This window comes from Amaricoccus macauensis, from assembly GCF_014201905.1.
GTDB lineage: Bacteria > Pseudomonadota > Alphaproteobacteria > Rhodobacterales > Rhodobacteraceae > Amaricoccus > Amaricoccus macauensis.
Genome location: NZ_JACHFM010000003.1, coordinates 1 through 20,011, shown reverse-complemented (window position 1 = coordinate 20,011; position 20,011 = coordinate 1). Strand labels below are relative to the sequence as shown.

Annotated in this window: 27 protein-coding genes; 1 reads left to right on the top strand and 26 read right to left on the bottom strand. The window is 66.0% G+C overall.

The window, feature by feature from the left end; all coding sequences use genetic code 11:
- Positions 1-69 precede the first annotated feature (69 nt).
- From HNP73_RS13965 to HNP73_RS13935, 7 genes are all read right to left on the bottom strand, one after another.
- Positions 70-822, bottom strand: coding sequence for an MOSC domain-containing protein (locus HNP73_RS13965; RefSeq protein WP_184150820.1), 753 nt, complete (start codon positions 820-822; stop codon positions 70-72).
- A gap of 6 nt (positions 823-828) precedes the next feature.
- Positions 829-2,625: a membrane protein insertase YidC gene (yidC, locus tag HNP73_RS13960; protein WP_184150817.1), complete on the bottom strand. Its 1,797-nt coding sequence runs from the start codon at positions 2,623-2,625 to the stop codon at positions 829-831.
- Positions 2,626-2,704: 79 nt separating this feature from the next.
- Complete coding sequence (gene ttcA / locus HNP73_RS13955) at positions 2,705-3,520, bottom strand: tRNA 2-thiocytidine(32) synthetase TtcA (protein WP_184152546.1); 816 nt, start codon at positions 3,518-3,520, stop codon at positions 2,705-2,707.
- A gap of 35 nt (positions 3,521-3,555) precedes the next feature.
- On the bottom strand, positions 3,556-3,792 hold the full coding sequence (gene yidD / locus HNP73_RS13950) for a membrane protein insertion efficiency factor YidD (RefSeq protein ID WP_184150814.1): 237 nt from the start codon (positions 3,790-3,792) through the stop codon (positions 3,556-3,558).
- Positions 3,789-4,832, bottom strand: coding sequence for an RluA family pseudouridine synthase (locus HNP73_RS13945; RefSeq protein ID WP_184150811.1), 1,044 nt, complete (start codon positions 4,830-4,832; stop codon positions 3,789-3,791). Before HNP73_RS13945 ends, yidD begins: the two co-directional genes overlap by 4 nt.
- A gap of 305 nt (positions 4,833-5,137) precedes the next feature.
- Positions 5,138-5,515, bottom strand: coding sequence for a BLUF domain-containing protein (locus tag HNP73_RS13940; protein ID WP_184150808.1), 378 nt, complete (start codon positions 5,513-5,515; stop codon positions 5,138-5,140).
- Positions 5,515-6,846 (bottom strand): replication-associated recombination protein A, encoded by a 1,332-nt coding sequence (locus tag HNP73_RS13935; RefSeq protein WP_184150805.1) that lies wholly within the window; start codon positions 6,844-6,846, stop codon positions 5,515-5,517. Before HNP73_RS13935 ends, HNP73_RS13940 begins: the two co-directional genes overlap by 1 nt.
- 118 nt (positions 6,847-6,964) lie before the next feature.
- On the opposite strand from HNP73_RS13935, the gene HNP73_RS13930 reads away from it, so the two are divergent.
- Entirely contained in the window at positions 6,965-7,546 is a 582-nt protein-coding gene (locus tag HNP73_RS13930) for a L,D-transpeptidase (RefSeq protein WP_184150802.1), read from the top strand.
- A gap of 4 nt (positions 7,547-7,550) precedes the next feature.
- Here the strand turns inward: HNP73_RS13930 and HNP73_RS13925 are convergent, their stop codons facing one another.
- From HNP73_RS13925 to HNP73_RS13835, 19 genes are all read right to left on the bottom strand, one after another.
- Positions 7,551-8,396, bottom strand: a complete 846-nt coding sequence (locus tag HNP73_RS13925; protein ID WP_246399837.1) for a class I SAM-dependent methyltransferase — start codon at positions 8,394-8,396, stop codon at positions 7,551-7,553.
- 112 nt (positions 8,397-8,508) lie between these two features.
- Positions 8,509-8,934, bottom strand: a complete 426-nt coding sequence (gene rplQ, locus HNP73_RS13920) for a 50S ribosomal protein L17 (protein ID WP_184150799.1) — start codon at positions 8,932-8,934, stop codon at positions 8,509-8,511.
- A 127-nt stretch (positions 8,935-9,061) separates the two neighbouring features.
- Positions 9,062-10,078, bottom strand: coding sequence for a DNA-directed RNA polymerase subunit alpha (locus tag HNP73_RS13915; RefSeq protein WP_184152540.1), 1,017 nt, complete (start codon positions 10,076-10,078; stop codon positions 9,062-9,064).
- A 117-nt stretch (positions 10,079-10,195) separates the two neighbouring features.
- The gene (gene rpsK / locus HNP73_RS13910) at positions 10,196-10,585 is read right to left on the bottom strand and encodes a 30S ribosomal protein S11 (protein WP_184150796.1); all 390 of its coding nucleotides are present in this window, start codon (positions 10,583-10,585) and stop codon (positions 10,196-10,198) included.
- A 12-nt stretch (positions 10,586-10,597) separates the two neighbouring features.
- The gene (rpsM, locus tag HNP73_RS13905) at positions 10,598-10,966 is read right to left on the bottom strand and encodes a 30S ribosomal protein S13 (RefSeq protein WP_184150793.1); all 369 of its coding nucleotides are present in this window, start codon (positions 10,964-10,966) and stop codon (positions 10,598-10,600) included.
- Between the two features lie 257 nt (positions 10,967-11,223).
- Positions 11,224-11,871 carry an adenylate kinase gene (locus HNP73_RS13900; RefSeq protein WP_184150790.1) on the bottom strand — a complete coding sequence of 216 codons (648 nt, stop codon included), beginning with the start codon at positions 11,869-11,871 and terminating at the stop codon, positions 11,224-11,226.
- Positions 11,868-13,223 carry a preprotein translocase subunit SecY gene (secY, locus tag HNP73_RS13895; protein WP_184150787.1) on the bottom strand — a complete coding sequence of 452 codons (1,356 nt, stop codon included), beginning with the start codon at positions 13,221-13,223 and terminating at the stop codon, positions 11,868-11,870. Before secY ends, HNP73_RS13900 begins: the two co-directional genes overlap by 4 nt.
- A 345-nt stretch (positions 13,224-13,568) precedes the next feature.
- On the bottom strand, positions 13,569-14,051 hold the full coding sequence (rplO, locus tag HNP73_RS13890) for a 50S ribosomal protein L15 (protein WP_184150784.1): 483 nt from the start codon (positions 14,049-14,051) through the stop codon (positions 13,569-13,571).
- Between the two features lie 136 nt (positions 14,052-14,187).
- On the bottom strand, positions 14,188-14,718 hold the full coding sequence (locus HNP73_RS13885) for a dihydrofolate reductase family protein (protein WP_184150781.1): 531 nt from the start codon (positions 14,716-14,718) through the stop codon (positions 14,188-14,190).
- Between the two features lie 179 nt (positions 14,719-14,897).
- Positions 14,898-15,311 carry a 50S ribosomal protein L16 gene (gene rplP / locus HNP73_RS13880; protein WP_184150777.1) on the bottom strand — a complete coding sequence of 138 codons (414 nt, stop codon included), beginning with the start codon at positions 15,309-15,311 and terminating at the stop codon, positions 14,898-14,900.
- A gap of 13 nt (positions 15,312-15,324) precedes the next feature.
- A complete protein-coding gene (gene rpsC, locus HNP73_RS13875; RefSeq protein ID WP_184150774.1) occupies positions 15,325-16,059 on the bottom strand; it encodes a 30S ribosomal protein S3 in 735 nt (244 codons plus the stop codon).
- Positions 16,059-16,442: a 50S ribosomal protein L22 gene (gene rplV, locus HNP73_RS13870; protein ID WP_184150771.1), complete on the bottom strand. Its 384-nt coding sequence runs from the start codon at positions 16,440-16,442 to the stop codon at positions 16,059-16,061. The genes rpsC and rplV overlap by 1 nt, the downstream gene beginning before the upstream one ends.
- A 3-nt stretch (positions 16,443-16,445) precedes the next feature.
- Positions 16,446-16,724: a 30S ribosomal protein S19 gene (gene rpsS, locus HNP73_RS13865; RefSeq protein WP_184150768.1), complete on the bottom strand. Its 279-nt coding sequence runs from the start codon at positions 16,722-16,724 to the stop codon at positions 16,446-16,448.
- A gap of 12 nt (positions 16,725-16,736) precedes the next feature.
- On the bottom strand, positions 16,737-17,576 hold the full coding sequence (rplB, locus tag HNP73_RS13860) for a 50S ribosomal protein L2 (protein ID WP_184150765.1): 840 nt from the start codon (positions 17,574-17,576) through the stop codon (positions 16,737-16,739).
- A gap of 127 nt (positions 17,577-17,703) precedes the next feature.
- On the bottom strand, positions 17,704-18,000 hold the full coding sequence (locus tag HNP73_RS13855) for a 50S ribosomal protein L23 (RefSeq protein ID WP_184150762.1): 297 nt from the start codon (positions 17,998-18,000) through the stop codon (positions 17,704-17,706).
- On the bottom strand, positions 17,997-18,617 hold the full coding sequence (rplD, locus tag HNP73_RS13850; protein WP_184150759.1) for a 50S ribosomal protein L4: 621 nt from the start codon (positions 18,615-18,617) through the stop codon (positions 17,997-17,999). Before rplD ends, HNP73_RS13855 begins: the two co-directional genes overlap by 4 nt.
- Positions 18,614-19,477: a 50S ribosomal protein L3 gene (gene rplC, locus HNP73_RS13845; RefSeq protein WP_184150756.1), complete on the bottom strand. Its 864-nt coding sequence runs from the start codon at positions 19,475-19,477 to the stop codon at positions 18,614-18,616. The genes rplD and rplC overlap by 4 nt, the downstream gene beginning before the upstream one ends.
- Before the next feature lie 12 nt (positions 19,478-19,489).
- Positions 19,490-19,798 carry a 30S ribosomal protein S10 gene (gene rpsJ, locus HNP73_RS13840; RefSeq protein ID WP_184150753.1) on the bottom strand — a complete coding sequence of 103 codons (309 nt, stop codon included), beginning with the start codon at positions 19,796-19,798 and terminating at the stop codon, positions 19,490-19,492.
- A 66-nt stretch (positions 19,799-19,864) separates the two neighbouring features.
- On the bottom strand, positions 19,865-20,011 hold a 147-nt coding region (locus HNP73_RS13835), incomplete at its 5' end, for an EF-Tu C-terminal domain-related protein (protein ID WP_484477030.1).

The window sequence follows — 20,011 nt, the reverse complement described above, 5'->3', positions numbered from 1 at the left end:
CAGGGGGCTGCCGCCGTTAACCAGTTAACCCTGAGACACCGTTTTCCTTGCGCTCCGGATTCCTTGCGCTCAGGGCTGAGGCGCTGCCGCATCGCCAACGGCGACGCGGCCGCCCTTGGTCACGGTGACATAGACCCCGAAGTCCTGATGCCCCCAATGGGCACGCAACGCGCCAAGCGTGTCAGCGTCAGGGACGCCGGTTTCGGGGTCGACGGTCGTCGCCTTGCAGCGGGTGATGCGCTCGGTCACTCGCACCGTCGCCCCGCCAATGCGCAGGTCGCGCCCGATCAGGTCGAACTCGGCGAAGGGCTCCAGCCCATCGAGCCAGAGGTTGCCGCGAAAGCGCGCCTCGCCGAGCGGCTTGCCCATCTGCTCGCCGAGGAGCGCAAGGCTCGCCCGGTTGAGGAGCGACAGGGTCGGATAGTCGCTGTCCGTCATTCCCTGCCGGGCGCGCACCACGAAAGCCGGTGCCGCCCGATCCGGCGACGCCAGCGCCGCGGCCCATGCCACGAGGGTGCGGGCGTCTTCGGGATCGTCGGGGTCGACGTCGAGCGCGGGAACGTCCGGATGCGTCAGATGCACCCGCCCGCGCTCCTCGTCCACCCGGGCCCGGATCGCCATCAGGCGGGGTGACTTCGCGCCGCGGCTGAAGTTCGCGCACGGCGCCCAGTCGCCCGATCCGGCAACGACCCTGGCGGCGCTGTGGGCGATCGCCCACACCCGGTCCCATGGCATCGTCCGGCCCGCATCAAGCGTCACGGCATCGAGCGGCTCGGCGCCATGCGCCTTGATCGGGTGCCGCCAGATCGCCGCGAGCCGCATGGCGCCTCAGCCTGACTTCTTCGATCGCCTGAACGGCGCGGTGACGTTTTCGAAGACGTTCGGTTTGACGCCCTGACTGCGCATGATGAGGTACTGCTGGACGAAAGTGATCGTGTTGTTCGCCACCCAGTAGAGCACGAGACCGCTCGCGAAGCTGCCGAGCATGAACATGAAGATCCAGGGCATCCAGTTGAAAATCATCGCCTGGGTCTTGTCGGCGGGCATGGGGTTCAGCCGCTGCTGCAACCACATGGAAATGCCGAGGAGGATGGGCAGGATGCCGATCGAGATGATCCCGATCATGCTGGTGTGATCCGGCGCGGCCCACGGCAGCAGACCGAAGCCGTTGATCCAGGACGAGGGATCGGGCGCAGAGAGATCGCGGAGCCAGCCGAAGAACGGCGCGTGGCGCAATTCGATCGTGACGAAGATCACCTTGTAGAGCGAGAAGAAGATCGGGATCTGCAACAGGATCGGCAGACAGCCGGCGGCGGGATTGACCTTCTCGCGCTTGTAGAGGGCCATCACCTCCTGCTGCATCTTCATGCTGTCGCCGGCGGTGCGCTCCTTGATCTTCTCCATCTCCGGCTGAAGCGCCTTCATCTTCGACATGGAGACGTAGGACTTGTAGGCCAGCGGGAAGAGGATGAGCTTGATGAGGAAGGTCAGCCCGATGATCGCGAGGCCCATGTTCCCGAGCAGGTTGTGCATGACATGCAGCGCCCGGAAGATCGGCTTCGTCAGGAAGAAGAACCAGCCCCAGTCGATGGCGTCGACAAAGCGGTCAATGCCCTTCTCGTTCTGGTAGTCACGCAGCAGCGACCAGACCTTGGCACCCGCGAACAGCATCGTCGAACTCTCGACCGTCGCGCCGGGGGCGACGGACATGACCGGCATGCGCACGTCGGTCTGGAAGGTGTCGGTCGCGGGCGTGTACTTCGCCACGGCGTTGAAGCTCTGGCCCGGGGTCGGGACGAGCGTCGACATCCAGTAGTGATCCGTGAAGCCGATCCAGCCGTTCTCGGTCACCGCGAGGTGCTGGGTCAGTGCCCCGCCCTCGTTCGGGTCGGGCTCGAGATCCTTAAGCGCCTTGTACTTCAGCTCCTCGAGGGTGCCATCGGTCATCGCGGTGACCCCCTCGTGCAGGATGTAGAAGTTCTTCAGATCCGCGGGCATGCCGTGACGGGCGATGATGCCGTATGGCGCGAGGCGGACCTCGCCACCAGTCGTGTTCTCGACCGTCTGGGTGACGGTGAACATGTAGTTCTCGTCGACCGACAGGATCTGGCGGAAGATCAGGCCGCCACCGTTGTCCCAGCGCAGCGTCACCGGTGTCGCGGGCGTCAGCTTGTCGCCGGACTCGACGGTCCATTGCGTGCTCGGACCCGGAACCGCGGCGGCCGTCCCTGCCGCCGCCGACCAGCCGTAGAGCGCATAGTAGGACTGTGCGGCACCCGCCGGGCTGAAGAGCGTGACCGTCGGCGAGTTGTCGTCGATCGTCTCGCGGTAGTTCAGCAACTGGATATCGTCGATCCGCCCGCCGGTGAGCGAGAACGAGCCACCGAGGCGCGGCGTGTCGATCGCCACGCGCTGGGTGAGGGCAAGTGCCTCGGCCCGTGGCTTGGCGTCGGGTGCGGCCAGCGTCGGGCTCGTGGCGGTGCCCGGGGTCGCGGGTTGCGACGTTTCGGTCGCCACCGGTGCCGTGGGGGCCTGCTCCGACGGCGGGAACAGCAGGAACCACACCAGGATCACGGCGAAGCTCATGGCCGTCGCCAGGATCAGGTTCTTGCTCTGGTCATCCATGGCGTGGTCCCCGATCCCCGACTTGAAAAGCTGTGGGGCGTTCAACAGCCGTCGGCCGGAAAGGTCAAGAGGCCGCGGTTCAGAGCCCGCGGAAGTCGAAGAGTCCCGGGTCGAGCAGATGGCTCGGGTTCACCTGCGTGAGGGCCCGAAAGATGATCTGCCGGCGACCCGGACTGCGCGCCTCCCACTCGTCCACCATACGCTTGATCTGGGCGCGCTGCAGCCCGTCCTGGCTGCCGCAGAGGTCGCAGGGGATGATCGGGTAGGCCATTGCCCGCGCAAACCGAACGCAGTCCGCCTCGGCGACGTGGGCGAGCGGGCGCAGGACATAGACGTCGCCCTCGTCGTTCAGGAGCTTTGGCGGCATCGCCGCCAGCTTGCCGCCGTGGAAGAGGTTCAGCAGGAACGTCTCGATGATGTCGTCCCGGTGGTGGCCGAGCACGATGGCGCGGCATCCCTCCTCACGGGCGAGGCGATAGAGATGCCCGCGCCGCAGCCGGGAGCAGAGCGCGCAGTAGGTCTTCTTCGCCGGCACCTTGTCGACGACGATGGAGTAGGTGTCCTGATACTCGATCCGGTGCGCGATGCCCTTCTTCGCAAGAAACTCTGGCAGGACGGTCGCGGGAAAGCCGGGCTGGCCCTGATCGAGGTTGCAGGCAAGCAGGTCGACCGGCAGCAGGCCACGCCACTGCAGCTCGATGAGCGCGGCAAGCAGCGTGTAGCTGTCCTTCCCCCCGGAAAGGCAGACGAGCCAGCGGTCGCCGGGCGTCACCATGCCGTAGGTCTCGATCGCCTCGCGGGTCTGGCGGATGAGCCGCTTGCGGAGCTTCCTGAACTCGGTCGAGGACGGCGCGCCGGCGAAGATCGGGTGGATGTCGTCGGGCGTGTCCGGCAGGGTGTCAGGCCCCGCCTCGGGGAAGTCCTCGATCTTCACGAATGCGGTCCTTGTGGCGGCACCGGGTCGAAGCCGGAGGCTCCCCACGGGTGGCAGCGGCAGAGGCGGCGGGCGGTGAGCCAGCTCCCCCTGAGCGCGCCGTGGCGGCCGAGGGCTTCGAGGGCATAGGCGGAACAGGTCGGCTGGAAGCGGCAGGAATGGCCGACCCACGGCGAAAGTACCAGCCGGTAGGCCCGGACCGGCACGGCAAGGACATGGGCGAGCGGCGTCATGTCTCTTCCTCGAAGGGATCGGCCGCCGCGTCCTCGGGGCGCCAGCCGAACAGGTCCCAGGTGCGTGCCATGTGCTCGGGCAGCGGCGCCGTCAGGGTCAGCCGGCGGCCGGTCCTGGGATGCTTGAGGCTGAGCGAGCGGGCGTGCAGGTGCAGCTTGCGGCTCACATCGCCGCCGAGCTGGGCGCCCCAGCCGTCGCCGAGGTTTTCCTGGCCGCTGCCGCCATACTTTCCGTCGCCGATGACCGGATGGCCGATCGCCGCCATATGCGCGCGGAGCTGGTGCGTGCGGCCGGTGATCGGCGACAGCGCAACCCAGGCCGTGCGGCCACCGGCAGCGTCGATCACCATATAGTCGGTCGTCGCGCGCTTCGCGCCCTCGGTGGCGGCGATGCTGTCAAACGGAAGAACCAGCATCTTCTCCGCTTCGCCCCCCGCCCCATGGCCGGCCGCCTTGACGAGCCCGGTGCGGATGGTGCCGGCACGCGGCGACGGAGAGCCGGCAACGGCCGCCCAGTAGATCTTGCGCGCCTCGCGGGCCTGAAACGCTCTGGCGAGCCCGGCGGCGGCACGGGCGCTGCGCGCGAGCAGGAGAACGCCCGAGGTATCGCGGTCGAGCCGGTGCACGAGGCGCGGCTTCTCGTCGCGGCCGAAGCGCAGCGCCTCCGCAAGACCGTCGACGTGGCGGTGCGTACCCGTCCCGCCCTGCACCGCGAGGCCCGGCGGCTTCGCGAGGGCGATGATGTCATCATCCTTCCAGATGACCGCGGCCCGGATCATCGCGGCGTCGGCATCGGAGACCTGCGGCGTGGCCGGGCTCGCCATCGGTTCGTCATCGCTGATTGGCGGCAGACGCACGGTCTGGCCAGCCTCGAGCCGTGTCGCCGGCTTCACCCGGCCACCATCGACGCGGATTTCGCCCTTGCGGCACATGCGCTCGATCCGCCCCTGCCCGACGTTCGGGTGCAGACGGCGCAGCCACCGGTCGAGGCGCTGGTCCGCGTCGTCCGGCGCGACGGTGACCTGACGGACGCCGCTCATCGACGGACCCCTGATGCCGGCCCGGGCGCGTACAGGCGATCGCACGCCGTCTCATTGAGCAAGGGTACCGGCAATCCGTCACGACTCCTCTGGGGCCGCGGTCACACGCACGGGCCGCTGATCCGGAGCGATCTAGAAGCGCGCAGGCCGAGGCCTTGTCAACCCGAGCAGCGCCAACCCGAGCGGCGCTGCCACGGCATGGGCTCCCTCGCGCTCGCGCCGGCCTGCCGCCGATCCTGGCAGCAAGCACCCGCGTGGTGCCCCCCGTATACCCGAAATCGACCATTGGCTGATGCCCGGCGGGATCAGCGCTTTCGCTGCGCCAGACGGATGATGAAGTCCTCGGCGGCATTGGATGCCTGGTGCACCGCGGGAAGCGCTCCGAAACTCCAGTTCCCGAAGCGGCGCTGCGCGATCGCTTCTTCCTTCAGGACCCGCACCCCGCCGAGGCGCGGATCGGAAATCATGCTCTCGACCCGGGCCAGCATCCGACGCTCGCTGCCTTCGAGCACGCCGTAGAACGAATCGCCCTGCCGCAACAGGAGGCCGGTCAGCTTGGCCCTTGCATTGGCGCGACCGAGGTCGTCGACGAGCACCTGCAGAGCATCGGGCGTCAAGTTCTGTCCGCCACCGCAGGTGAATACAAGCTGGATCAGGCTCGCCTCAGGGCGCCAGACGACCATCAGGGCTCCTCCGCGATGCGAGCGCGGAGCTCCGCCAGATGCCGCATGTGCTGGCCGAGCTCATCCTCGGCGCCACGCTTGCCCGGAGCGTAGAAGCTCGGGCGCTCCATCCCGTCGGGAAAGTAGTCCTGACCGGAGAAGCCTTCGTCGGTGTCATGGTCGTAGCGATAGCCCGAGCCGTATCCCTCCTGCTTCATCAGCCGTGTCGGGGCGTTCAGGATATGCTTCGGTGGCGGGAGCGAGCCGGTGCGTTCGGCGGCGGCCATGGCCGCGCCGAACGCGCGGTAGGCCGAATTCGATTTCGGCGCCAGCGCCAGATAGATGACCGCCTGCGCGAGTGCGAGTTCGCCCTCCGGCGACCCCAGCCGCTCGTAGGTTGCCCAGGCGTCAAGGCAGAGGCGCTGTGCCAGCGGATCGGCGAGGCCGATGTCCTCCACCGCCATGCGGGTGATTCGCCGGGCGAGGAAGCGAGGATCCTCGCCGCCTTTCAACATCCGGGCGAGCCAGTAGAGCGCCGCGTCCGGATCGGACCCGCGCACCGACTTGTGAAGTGCGGAAATGAGGTTGTAGTGGCCGTCACCCGACTTGTCGAACAGCGCCGCCCGTTTGGTCAGCCGGCGGTTCAGCGCAGCGGGATCGAGTGTCTGGCGCTCGTCCGAAATCTGCTCGACCAGATTGAGCAGCGCCCGGCCGTCGCCGTCGGCGAGATTGATCAGCGCCGTGCGGGCTTCGTCCGTGAGCGGCAGCGGACGGCCAAGCTCGGCCTCCGCCCGCGCGACGAGATCGGCGAGCGCTGCGTCGTCGAGCCGGCGCAGGGTCAGCACACGCGCGCGGGAGAGCAGCGCCGCATTGAGCTCGAAAGAGGGGTTTTCGGTAGTCGCGCCCACGAGAACGATAGTCCCGTCCTCGACAAGGGGCAGAAACGCGTCCTGCTGCGCCTTGTTGAACCGGTGGATTTCGTCAACGAACAGCAAGGTACCGCGACCGTTCTGCCGGCGAAGCCGCGCCGCCTCGAAGATCTTCTTGAGATCGGCAACCCCGGAGAAGATTGCGCTGATCTGAACAAAGGCGAGTTCTGTCGCGTCCGCGAGGAGCCGGGCGATGGTGGTCTTGCCAACTCCGGGTGGCCCCCAGAACACGATCGAGCCGAGACGGCCGTCCGCCAGCATGTGGCCAAGCGGCGCGTCGGGGCCGAGCACATGATCCTGCCCGACCACATCCTCCAGCCTCTGCGGCCGAAGCCGGTCGGCGAGAGGCCGCGCCGGCTCCGGCGCGCGGGCCCGTTGAGGTTCGGGGAGAGGCTTCGGGTCGAGGTCGAAAAGGTCCGCCATTGCGCAGATATAACTCCGACTACGTCAATATGGTAGGGTGCCCAACGGGTTGACGAACATGAATAAACGTCCCACGTATGCCCCGTTGGGCAGAACCATGCACGAAAGGAGCCACGAGATGCAGGACAATGTTCTCTCGCGGAGACAATTTGCTGCGCTGGCGTTCTCTGCAGGCGCGACCTTTGCCGCCAGCCCGTCGTGGGCAAGGGAGGAACTCACAAGCTCGGAAGGCGGCGCGGCGAAGTGGAGAATCTCCGGCCTGCGCAGCCGTGACTGGCGCGACCACTTTCCCTCGCTCAAGAACGACGCGATCCTCGCGGTGATCGACGATCGCGCGCTGCACTACTGGGGCGAGGACGGGTTCTACCGGATCTATCCGACGTCGGTGCCGCTCAGCGACGAGATGACCCGGCGGGGCCGGACCGAGGTGGTGTTCAAGCGTCCGGCGCCCGATTGGCGGCCGACCCCGAGCATGATCGAGCGGAACCCTGATCTGCCGCGCTATGTCGGACCAGGCCCCGAGAACCCGCTCGGGATCCGGGCGCTCAACCTCAGCTGGCAATACTACCTGATCCACGGCACCAACGACATCCGCAAGATCGGGCGGCAGTCGTCCTCGGGCTGCATCGGGCTCTACAACGAGCACATCACCGAAGTGTTCGACCGCGCCAAGGTCGGCACCCAGGTCGTGCTGATCTGACGCCTCAGGCGCGGGCCGAGTACACGTGGACCCGCGCCGGGATCCGGACACCGTCCGGCCCCGCGTAGGGCGAGAAGGACTCGCGGATGGCGGCGAGGATCGCCGCCTTGTCCGCATCGGTGCCGCCCTTCTCACGCATCATCCGGGGCAGCGGCCCGACTTCGCCGCAAAGCGCAATCACGTCGTCGAGACCATTGTGATTGACGATGTGGAGATCGACGGTCTCGGCGCGGGCATCATGCAGGCCGGCCTCTTCAAGCAGGCGGATCACCCGGGCGGTATCGCGGAACGCCATCGGGCCGGGCGCGTCCGGCGCGACCCGGGGGGCCTGTCCGAGGCGCGCGGTCGCCTCGCGCTGGGGCACGGAGAACCACGGGTTCGCCTCCGGCCCGGCCCAGGCGACGAACACCATCCGGCCGCCGGGAGCGAGGCTCCCACCCAGATTGGCAAAGGCCGCGCCGGTGTCTGCGAAGAACATCATGCCGAAGCGCGAGACCACGAGGTCGTTGCCGGCTTCGAGCTGAGCGGTCTGCGCATCGCCTGAAGAGAAGCTCACATTGTCGAGCCCGCTCTCACGACGGCGCCGCTCTGCCAGTGCCAGCAGCGGCTCGGAGATGTCGAGGCCGTGAACGTGCCCTGCGGCACCGGTGGCTTCCGCCAGGCGCAGGGTCGAGCCGCCGGCGCCGCAGCCGATGTCGAGGATGCGCTCACCCGGACGCACCGCACAGGCCGCGACAAGATGATCCGTGATCTCGCTGTGATTGGCGTCGAGTTCGACCTGATGCAGGACCCAGTTCTGGCCAGGGCCGCTGTTCCAGAAGTCTGATTGCTCGCTGTTCGGTCCAGTCATCGCCCGCCCCATCCCGCTCATCAACGAGGTATGACGCGCGGAACCGGAAAAGGCGAGCCCCTCCGGCATGGGCCGACGGGGCTCTGAAAGCCAGATCGTGTGGCGGGAAGCCTCACGCCTCGGCGGCGGCGGCCTCTTCGGCGGCAACGCGTGCCTTGTCGCCGGCGCCCTTGGCACCCGCGTCGCGATCGACCAGTTCGATGATCGCCATCGGGGCTGCGTCGCCGTAGCGGAAGCCCGCCTTCAGCACGCGGGTATAGCCACCGCTGCGATCCTTGTAGCGGGGCGCCAGCGTGTCGAAGAGCTTCTTCACGGCAGCGTCCTGACGAAGCTCGGACGAAGCGATGCGGCGCGAATTGAGGTCGCCGCGCTTGCCGAGGGTGATGATCTTGTCCGCGATCCGCTTCAGCTCCTTCGCCTTCGGCAGGGTCGTCTTGATCTGCTCGTGCTCGATCAGCGACGACACCATGTTGGCGAACATCGCCTTGCGGTGCTCGTGGGTGCGGTTCAGCTTGCGGTAGCCGTGACCGTGACGCATTTCAGTCTCCTGGATAGCTTGTTGTACTTTGTCCGGTGGCCCATGCGGTGCGGACCACACTCCTTGGGGCAGGATTGCCCGGGTCGTGCAGCAGAAAGCCGGAGGCCTCGAAAGGCCCCCGCGAGACTCAGAACTGGTCCTCGTACTTCTTTGCCAGGTCCTCGATGTTCTCGGGCGGCCAATCGACGATTTCCATGCCGAGGTGCAGGCCCATGCCGGTCAGCACCTCCTTGATCTCGTTCAGCGACTTGCGCCCGAAGTTCGGGGTACGGAGCATCTCCGCCTCGGTCTTCTGAATGAGATCGCCGATGTAGACGATGTTGTCGTTCTTCAGGCAGTTCGCCGAACGGACGCTGAGTTCCAGCTCGTCCACCTTCTTGAGAAGGAGCGGGTTGAACTCGAGATCGTCCGCCTCGTCGGTGCGAACACCGGCCTGCGGCTCCTCGAAGTTCACGAACACCGAGAGCTGGTCCTGCAGGATGCGCGCGGCATAGGCGATCGCATCCTCGGGCTTCACCGAGCCGTCCGTCTCGATCTGCAGGGTGAGCTTGTCGTAGTCGAGAACCTGCCCCTCACGGGTCGGCTCGACCTTGTAGCTCACCTTCTTGATCGGCGAGAACAGCGCATCGACGGTGATGAGCCCGATGGGGGCGTCCTCGGGCCGGTTCTTGTCGGCCTGAACGTAGCCCTTCCCGGTCTCCACGGTCAGTTCCATGTAGACACTGGCACCATCGTCGAGGTGGCAAATCACGTGATCGCGGTTCAGTATCTCGATACCGTTGGAGGTCGAGATATCACCCGCCGTGACCACACCCGGTCCGGTCGCACGGATTTCGAGGCGCTTCGGCCCCTCGACTTCCATCTTGATCGACACGCCCTTGAGGTTCAGCACGATGTCGGTCACGTCCTCGCGGACACCCGGCACGCTCGAGAACTCGTGCAGCACGCCGTCGATCTGCACCGAGGTGATCGCCGCGCCCTGGAGCGAGGACAGCAGCACGCGACGCAGCGCATTGCCGAGGGTGAGGCCAAAGCCCCGCTCCAGCGGCTCCGCAACGGCCGTCGCCTGGCGGTGCGGGTCGGCACCCTGCTTGATTTCAAGCGCGGTGGGCCGGATCAGCTCCTGCCAGTTCTTGTGGATCATATGCATTGGCCCTCCATTCCTGTTCGTCGGAGATCCCGCGCCGACGAACGCCCGAGGTCACATCAATAGATCGCGGCCGCCCGCCCGGTGGCTGGCGACCGCTTGTCGTTCGATCGGTCAGACGCGCCGGCGCTTCGGCGGGCGGCAGCCGTTGTGGGCGATCGGGGTCACATCACGGATCGCCGTGATCTGGAAGCCGACGGCCGAGAGGGCGCGCAGCGCGCTCTCGCGGCCCGAGCCCGGTCCCTGAACCTCGACTTCGAGGGTCCGCACACCGTGCTCCTGCGCCTTCTTGCCGGCGTCCTCAGCGGCCATCTGCGCCGCATAAGGGGTCGACTTGCGCGAGCCCTTGAAGCCCATGGTACCGGCGGACGACCACGCAATGGCGTTGCCCTGCGCGTCGGCGATCAGGATCTTCGTGTTGTTGAAGCTGGCGTTCACGTGGCAGACGCCAGTCGAGATGTTCTTGCGTTCCTTGCGCTTCACGCGCGCCTTCTCGCGAGCCATGGTCCGGCCTCCTTACTTCTTCTTGCCGGCGATGGCCTTCGCGGGGCCCTTGCGCGTACGAGCGTTGGTGTGGGTGCGCTGGCCGCGCACGGGCAGACCACGGCGATGCCGCAGGCCGCGATAGCAGCCGAGGTCCATCAGCCGCTTGATGTTCATCGTCGTCTCGCGACGAAGGTCACCTTCGACCGCGAGGTTTGCGTCGATGTACTCGCGGATCTTCAGGACTTCCGCGTCGCTGAGTTCGTTCACACGACGGCTCTCATCAATGCCGAGAGCATCGACGAGCTCCTTCGACTTGGTCCGGCCGATGCCATGAATGTAGGTGAGCGCGATCAGCACTCGCTTGTTCGTCGGAATGTTTACGCCCGCTATGCGCGCCAAGGTCTTGCTCCGTTCCGTCCTCGGGCCTGCCCGAGACCCCTGTCCAAAAGCCACAGCCCACCGATGCTTTCGGCAGGCTTTTCACGCCCACGCCTCTGGGCCCAGCATCCCGCGTCCCCGAGGTGAAATGTAGAGGGAACGACTCTCCACTTGGAGAGAGCGCGGAGTATATGAACGATCCTGACAGGGTCAAGGCCGCGGAGGCGAAAAACTCGAACGTGGGAAGGCATTGGCCGTGGATTGCCACGGCCAAACGCTCAGAGACCGAGTCCGGCCTCGATATCCTTCGCCACCTGGTCGATCTCGCCAAGGCCGTCCACCGTCCGCAGCTTGCCCTTGGCGTAGTAGTAGCCAATGAGCGGCGCGGTCTGGCGGTTGTAGGCGGAAAGACGAACCCGAACCGACTCGGCATTGTCATCGGCACGACGCACGAACTCCGTCGAGCCGCAAACGTCGCAAACCCCGGGCTTCTGGGTCGGTTTCGTGGTGTCGTGGTAGACTTCACCGCACTTCGCGCAGGTGAAGCGGCCGGTGATGCGATCGACGAGCGCGTCCTCGTCCACCTGCATCTCGACCACGGCCTCGAGGGTCTGGCCCTTCTCGGCAAGGAGCGCCTCGAGCGCGTCCGCCTGCTTCAGCGTCCGCGGGAAGCCGTCGAAGATCAGGCCCTGCTTGCCGGCCTCGCCGTCGAGTTGTTCGGCAATGAGGCCGATCACGATGTCATCTGTCACAAGTTCGCCGCGCGCCATGACGTCGGCGACCTTCTTGCCCATCTCGGTGCCAGAGGTCTTGGCCGCGCGGAGCATGTCGCCCGTGGAGAGCTGGACAAAGCCCTTCTCTTCCACCAACCGCCGCGCCTGAGTGCCCTTGCCCGCCCCCGGCGGTCCGAGAAGAATGATGTTCATCGTCTTGGCTTTCCCCGACCCTTGCCGCGCAACCGCGACTTTTCGATCAGCCCCTCATACTGATGCGCAAGCATGTGGGACTGGATCTGCGTGATCGTGTCCATCGTTACCGAGACCACGATCAGGAGGGAAGTGCCACCGAAGTAGAAAGGCACGGAAAGTTTCGAGATCAGCACCTCGGGCAGCAGGCAGACCGCGGTGAGGTAGGCCGAGCCGACCACGAGGAGGCGGGTGACGACATAGTCAAGGAACTCGACCGTCTTCTGACCGGGACGAATGCCCGGAATGAACCCGCCCTGCTTCTTGAGATTGTCGGCCACGTCATCCGACTTGAAGGCGACGTTCGCGGTGTAGAAGTAGGTGAAGAACACGATCAGCGCGCCGAAGACCAGAAGATGCAGCGGCTGGCCACGCCCCATGTAGGCGGCGATCATGTTCACGATCCCCGACGTCGCACCGCTCGACGAGCCCGAGAACGTGGTGATCGTTGCCGGAAGCAGCAGGAGCGAGGACGCGAAGATTGCCGGGATCACGCCCGCCGGGTTGACCTTGACCGGCAGGTTCGAGCTTTCGCCGCCGTAGATCTTCATTCCCACCTGGCGCTTGGGGTACTGGATGTGGATCTTGCGGAGTGCGCGCTCCATGAACACCACGAAGGCGATCACGGCGACGATCATCACCATGATGCCGACGATGACGAGCGGGCTCATGACGCCGGTGCGGCCCTGGGTGAGGAACAGCGCGAGGGCGTGCGGCATCTGGGCGACAATGCCGACGAAGATGATGAGCGAGATGCCGTTGCCGATGCCACGCGCGGTGATCTGCTCGCCGAGCCACATCAGGAACATCGTGCCGCCGACCAGCGTGATGATGACGCCAAGCCGGAAGAACCAGCCCGGATCGTGCGCCATGCCCTCGGCCTCGAGCCCGAGCGCGAGGCCATAGGCCTGGAACGTCGCGAGAAAGACCGTGCCGTAGCGGGTGTACTGGTTGATCTTCCGCCGTCCGGCCTCGCCTTCCTTCTTCATCGCCGCGAGGCTCGGCATGAGCGACGTGAGCAGCTGCACGATGATCGAGGCGGAGATGTAGGGCATGATGCCGAGCGAGAAGATCGCCATCCGCCCGACAGCGCCGCCGGTGAACATGTTGAGCATGCCACCAAGCCCGGCGCTCTGCTGCGAAAAGAACTCCTGCAGCTTCACCGCGTCAACGCCAGGCACCGGGATATAGGTGCCCAGACGGTAGACGATCAGGAGGCCGATCGCGAAGAGGATGCGGCTCTGGAGATCCTTGGCCTTGCCGAAGGTCCCCCAGCTCAGATTTGCCGCCATCTGTTCGGCTGCGGATGCCATCGAGACCTCACGTGGAAAGGCGCCACCCTCCCCTTGCGGGGCGGGGCGCGAAAATCTCCGCTGACCTAAGCCGATCCGGAGTGAGGGACAAGCCCGATTCCGAGGGTTCAGGTGGCCGAGCGGATTGTCGAGTACCCTCCGGAGCATGGGGAACGGGAGCGGCTCGACGAAGGTCCGAGGGGTGCCCTGCCCTCGATCCCTGTCTCAGATGCGCGGAGGGTCGGGTCGCTGCGACGACGGGCGCAGGACCCTGAATGAAAACGGCGACAGCATGTCGCTGCCGCCGTGACGGTCTGCTTCAGGTGCACCCGAGACCGGCCATCGCCGCGGTTTCGGGCGATACTTTCACTCGGCCGCCGCGTCCGCCACCGGCGTGGTGACGTTGAGCTTGCCACCGGCCTTTTCCACCGCGTCGATCGCCGACTGCGAGGCGCCGGTCACGGTCAGGGTGAGAGCCGAGGTCAGCTCGCCCTTGCCCAGGACGCGGATGCCGTCGAGCTTGCGACGGACGATGCCGGTCGAGACCAGCGTCTCTTCGGTGATCTCGACCTTGGCGTCGAGCTTGCCGGCATCGACGAACTTCTGGATGAGCCCGAGGTTGATGACGGCGAATTCCTTGCGGTTCGGCTTGTTGAAGCCGCGCTTCGGCAGCCGCATGTAGAGCGGCATCTGGCCGCCCTCGTAGGCGTTGAGTGCCACGCCCGAACGGGACTTCTGACCCTTGATACCGCGGCCGGCGGTCTTGCCCTTGCCCGAGCCCGGACCGCGCGCGACGCGCTTCTGCTTGCGGGCGGCGCCGGGATTGTCCCGGAGTTCGTTCAGCTTCATGTCGCTTCTCCTCTGGCCGGACGCGCCCCATGAGCGACGGATGCGGGCGGACACGGCATTTCGATTGGATTTCCCTGCGGGAAAGCGGCCGCATACACGGGATTTGCCTCCCGCGCAAGCTCCGAACCGGGAGGGGTCAGGCCGGAACGTAGGTCAGGCGTATCGTGTGGTCGTCCATCTGATCGCTCGCCACGAAACGCAACGCTGGGCGGGCGCCGGCGAAGAAGGGTCTGCCACGACCGAGCACGGCGGGATTGAAGTAGAGCCGATACTCGTCAACAAGGCCAAGTTCCGTCAGATTGCCCGCCAGGCACGGCCCGGAAACGGCAATTTCTCCGGCCAACCGGGTCTTCAGTCCCCTGACGAGAGCGTCGACGCCATCGCGGACGAGCGTGGCATTCGGGCCGACCGATGTCATCGTCCGCGACACGATCCACTTCGGTTGCCGCCGCCACGCCAGAGCAAAGGCGCTCTGGTCATCGCTCCAGCCCGGATCGTCCGCGTCCCAGTATCGCATGAGCTCGTACACGCGCCGACCATACACGCTTCCCGCGAGTCCGCTGACCTGCCCGGTCCAGTGGCGAAAGAGCACGGGACTTATCTGCATCTCCTGATGATCAACGTACCCGTCGAGAGACAGGTTCATGCCAAAGACGAGCTTTGCCACCTGATGCACCTCCCGCCACTTCGAGCCCGCCAAGGTAGCACAGACCTCCGATGGCTGAAGCCGGTGCCCCAGAGTGCGACCTGCCGAGGACACAAAAAAACCCTGCCGATCCGACGATCGGCAGGGCTTTCGGCCATCCTGACCGGACGGCGTTGGTCGAGCGTCGCGAAACGCGGGGCTTACCAGTCCTCGCGGGCGACGAACCGGGTCTTGATCGGGAGCTTCATCGCCGCGAGGCGCAGGGCCTCCTTGGCGATGTCCTCGGCGACGCCGTCGATCTCGAACATGATCCGGCCCGGCTTCACCTTGGCGGCCCAGAACTCGACCGAGCCCTTGCCCTTGCCCATACGAACCTCGGTCGGCTTCTTCGACACCGGCACGTCCGGGAATATACGGATCCACACCCGGCCCTGACGCTTCATGTGACGGGTGAGCGCCCGACGAGCCGCCTCGATCTGACGCGCGGTGATGCGGTCAGGCTCGGCGGCCTTGAGGCCGTAGTGGCCGAAGTTCAGGTCCGAGCCGCCCTTGGCCTCACCGTGGATGCGGCCCTTGAACTGCTTGCGGAACTTCGTTCGCTTCGGTTGCAGCATGTCTCTCTACTCCTCAGCGCGCGCGGTCGCGGTCGCCGCGATCGCCCCGGTCACGCGACGGACGCATGCCGCCACCTTCCTGAAGCTCGGCCTGGCGCCGGTCACGGGCCTGCGGATCATGCTCCATGATCTCGCCCTTGAAGATCCAGACCTTGATCCCGATGATGCCATAGGCGGTCTTCGCCTCGGCGAGCGCATAGTCGATGTCCGCGCGCAGCGTGTGCAGCGGCACCCGCCCCTCGCGATACCACTCGGTCCGGGCAATCTCGGCACCGCCGAGACGGCCGCCGACGTTGATCCGGATGCCGAGCGCGCCCATGCGCATGGCGTTCTGCACCGCGCGCTTCATGGCGCGACGGAACGAGACACGGCGCTCGAGCTGCTGGGCGATGTTCTCGGCCACCAGAGCGGCGTCGATCTCGGGCTTGCGGACCTCGACGATGTTGAGGTGCAACTCGGACTTGGTGAACTGCGCCAGCGCCTTGCGGAGCGTCTCGATGTCCGCGCCCTTCTTGCCGATGATGACACCGGGACGGGCAGCGTGGATCGTCACGCGGCACTTCTTGTGGGGACGCTCGATCACCACGCGGCTGATGCCGGCCTGAGCAGCCTTCTTCTTGATGAACTCGCGGATCGCAAGATCCTCGTGCAGCAACTTGCCGTACTCGGATCCGTCAGCGAACCAGCGGCTGTCCCAGGTGCGGTTGACCTGCAGGCGGAGCCCGATCGGATTGATCTTCTGACCCATTACGCGGTCTCCTCGCTGACCTGCCGAACCTTGATCGTCACCTGGCTGAACGGCTTCAGGATCTTGCCGAACCGGCCACGCGCCCGCGGACGGCCACGCTTCAGGACCATGTTCTTGCCGACGAAGGCTTCGGCGACGACGAGCTCGTCAACGTCGAGGTTGTGGTTGTTCTCGGCATTGGCAATTGCCGACTGCAGCGTCTTCTTGACGTCCTCGGCAACCCGCTTCTTCGAGAAGGTGAGGTCGGCAAGCGCCTTCTCCACCGGCTTGTTGCGGATCAGCTGGGCGACGAGGTTCAGCTTCTGCGGGCTGGTGCGAAGCATCCGGCTGACAGCCATCGCCTCGTTTTCCGCCACGCGGCGAGGGTTCTTTTCCTTGCTCATGGCTTACTTCCGCTTCGCTTTCTTGTCGGCCGCGTGCCCGTAGTAGGTGCGCGTCGGCGAGTACTCACCGAACTTCTGGCCGATCATTTCCTCGGTGACGTTGACCGGGATATGCTTCTTGCCATTGTAGACGCCGAACGTCAGTCCGACGAACTGCGGCAGGATGGTCGAACGCCGCGACCAGATCTTGATGACTTCATTGCGGGTCGATTCGCGCGCTTTCTCCGCCTTCTTCAGGACGTGAGCGTCGACGAAGGGGCCCTTCCAGACAGAACGTGACATGTGCGGGGCTCCTTACCGCTTCGCCTTCTTGAGGTGACGCGAGCGCAGGATGTACTTGCTCGTCGCCTTGTTCGACCGGGTGCGGGCACCCTTCGTCGGCTTGCCCCACGGGGTGACCGGGTGGCGGCCGCCGGAGGTGCGGCCTTCACCGCCGCCGTGCGGGTGGTCGATCGGGTTCATCACGACGCCGCGAACCTTCGGGCGATGGCCCTTCAGCCGCATGCGGCCGGCCTTGCCGAAGTTCTGGTTCGAGTTGTCCGGGTTCGAGACCGCGCCAACCGTCGCCATGCACTCCTGCCGCACGAGCCGGAGCTCGCCCGAGGAGAGGCGGATCTGGGCGTAGCCGCCGTCACGACCGACGAACTGGGCATAGGTGCCAGCCGAACGCGCGATCTGGCCGCCCTTGCCGGGCTTCATCTCGACATTGTGCACGATCGTACCGATCGGCATCGACGAGAATGGCATCGCGTTGCCCGGCTTGATGTCAGCCTTGGCCGCGGCGATGACGGTGTCGCCGATCGCGAGCCGCTGGGGCGCCAGGATGTAGCTCTGCTCGCCGTCGGCGTAGCCGATCAGCGCGATGAACGCGGTGCGGTTCGGGTCGTACTCGATGCGGATGACCTTCGCCGGCACGTCGAACTTGGTCCGACGGAAGTCGACGATGCGGTACAGCCGCTTCACCCCGCCGCCGCGGCGGCGCATGGTGATCCGTCCCGTGTTGTTGCGTCCGCCCTTGCCGGTCAGACCCTCGGTGAGGGACTTGACCGGGCGGCCTTTCCACAGCTCGGAACGGTCGATCAGAACCAGCCCGCGCTGGCCCGGCGTCGTCGGGTTGTAAGTTTTCAACGCCATGAGTTGCTGTCTTCCGTTGCTAGGGAACCCCGTTTCCGGGGCTTATTGAAACTCGTCCGCCGCCCGGGGGGCGGCGAATGTCGCGACTCGGATGTCCGAGAGTGGCGCCCTATAGCAGGGCGTCACCTCAGAGGCCAGTGCTGACGTCGATCGTCGAGCCTTCGACGAGGGTCACGTAGGCCTTCTTCACGTCGCGGCGCCTGCCCGGGCGGCCGCGGAACTTCTTCACCTTGCCCTTGGTGACGGTGGTGTTGACCGCCTTCACCTTGACATTGAAGAGGCTCTCGATCGCCTTCTTGATCTCGGGCTTCGAGGCGTCCATCGCCACTTCGAAGACCACGGCGCCGTGTTCGGACGCGAGCGTTGCCTTCTCGGTGATGATCGGCCTGCGGATCAGGTCGTACTGTTCGGGCGTCACGCTCATTTCAGTCGCGCCTCCAGCGCCTCGACGCCGGCCTTGGTCAGCACGAGCTTCTCGCGACGCAGGATGTCATAGACATTCGCGCCGACGCTCGGCAGCACGTCGATCCCATCGATGTTGCGGGCAGCCAGGGCGAAGTTCGAATTCACCTCGGCGCCGTCGATGACGAGCACCTTCGTCCAGCCGAGACCCTTCAGGGCCTGGGCGAGGAGCTTCGTCTTGCCCTCGGCGAGCTTCGCCTCGTCGATGACGATCAGATCCCCCGCACCAGCCTTCGCCGACAGCGCGTGGCGAAGCCCGAGGGCGCGGAACTTCTTCGTCAGCTCGTGGGCGTGGCTCCGCGGCGTCGGCCCCTTGTAGGTGCCGCCGTGACGGAAGATCGGCGCCTTGCGCGAACCATGCCGCGCGCCGCCGGTGCCCTTCTGGCGATAGATCTTCTTCGTCGAGTAGCTGACATCCGACTTGCCGAGCACCGAGTGGGTGCCGGCCTGGCGCTTCGCCAGCTGCCAGCGCACCACGCGGTGCAGGATGTCGGCGCGCGGCTCGAGGCCGAAGATCGCATCGTCGAGCTCGATCGACCCCGCGGGCGAGGCCTCGAGCGTGATCACGTCGAGTTTCATTGCTTCTCGCTCCCCTCGGCGTTGGTGTCGCCGTCGGCCTTGTCGGACTTGATCTCCGCCTCGGCCTGGGCGAGCGCCGCTTCCTCGGCGGCCGCCTGCTCGGCGAGACGCTCGGCCTCGGCCGCCGCTTCCGCCGCTGCCGCTTCCTCAGCCGCCTTCGCAGCAGCCTCGGCCGCCTTCTTGGCTTCCGACCGCAGCGCCGCGGGCAGGATCACGTTGTCCGGGGTCGCCTTCTTCACGGCGTCCTTGACGATGACCCAGCCGCCCTTCGAGCCCGGAACCGCGCCCTTCACCATGATGAGCCCACGGTCGGCGTCGGTGCGCACGACCTGCAGGTTCTGAGTGGTGACGCGGACGGCGCCCATGTGGCCGGCCATCTTCTTGCCTTTGAAGACCTTGCCCGGGTCCTGGCACTGACCGATCGAGCCGTGCGAACGGTGGCTGACCGACACACCATGCGACGCCCGAAGGCCGCCGAAGTTGTGCCGCTTCATGCCGCCCGCGAAGCCCTTGCCGATCGAGGTGCCCGCGATATCGACGAACTGGCCGGCGAAGTAGTGGTCCGCGGTGATTTCCTCGCCAACCTCGATGAGGTTCTCGGGGGAAACACGGAACTCCGCGATCTTCCGCTTCGGCTCGACCTTCGCCGCGGCGAAGTGGCCGCGCATCGGCTCGCTCACGTTCTTCGGCTTCGCAGCGCCGGCGCCGAGCTGGACGGCCGAATAGCCGTCACGCTCGGCGGTGCGCTGTGCGACCACCTGCACGTTTTCCATCTGGAGAACGGTCACGGGAACCTGCTTCCCGTCCTCCAAGAACAGCCGGGTCATGCCCAGCTTCTTTGCAATCACTCCGGAACGCATCTCAATCGATCCTCAGAGCTTGATTTCGACGTCGACGCCGGCAGCGAGGTCGAGCTTCATCAGCGCGTCCACGGTCTGCGGAGTCGGGTCAACGATGTCGAGAAGCCGCTTGTGGGTGCGGATCTCGAACTGCTCGCGGCTCTTCTTGTCGATGTGCGGGCCACGGAGCACGGTGAATTTCTCGATCTTGTTGGGCAGCGGGATCGGGCCGCGCACCCGCGCGCCGGTCCGCTTGGCCGTGTTCACGATCTCGGCCGTGCTGGTGTCGAGCACACGATAGTCAAAGGCCTTGAGCCGGATACGGATTGTCTGACCTTGCATTTCTCTGGCGCCTCTCGGGTGTGTCATTGCGGCCGGCCGGTGCCGGCCGCGACGCGATTTTTCTGATTACTCGATGATCTTGGAGACGACGCCGGCGCCGACGGTGCGGCCGCCTTCACGGATTGCGAAGCGGAGCTTCTCTTCCATGGCGATCGGCGAGATCAGGGTCACCTCGAACTTCAGGTTGTCGCCGGGCATGACCATCTCGGTGCC